Origin of the sequence: Mediterraneibacter sp. 210702-DFI.5.30, from assembly GCF_020560115.1 — a bacterium.
In the GTDB taxonomy this organism is placed as follows: domain Bacteria; phylum Bacillota; class Clostridia; order Lachnospirales; family Lachnospiraceae; genus Mediterraneibacter; species Mediterraneibacter faecis.
Window position 1 is genome coordinate 1 of sequence record NZ_JAJCME010000249.1, and the last position, 218, is coordinate 218.

A 218-nucleotide genomic window follows, 5' to 3' on the forward strand; every position below is an offset into this window, starting at 1 on the left:
TTCTTGTTCTGCATTGACATAATAACTATCGAGTTCTTCAAAAACTATCGAAATACCACTTTCTATTTCAGCTTTTTTCTTTGCATTATGAATAGTCTGGACGGTTTTTTGAGCTTCACTGTAACTTGAAGAAAATGTTTTTATCAAATTTAATACTCGTTCAGGGACAAACGTAGCAATGCTGTCGTTTGTCATAATTGTCTCAAAATTGTCTAACA

Annotated in this window: 1 protein-coding gene; it reads right to left on the reverse strand. The window is 32.1% G+C overall.

The window, feature by feature from the left end:
* The coding region (locus LI126_RS15440) for a hypothetical protein (RefSeq protein WP_442919978.1) at positions 1-195 on the reverse strand (195 nt) is incomplete at its 3' end.
* Positions 196-218 lie beyond the last annotated feature (23 nt).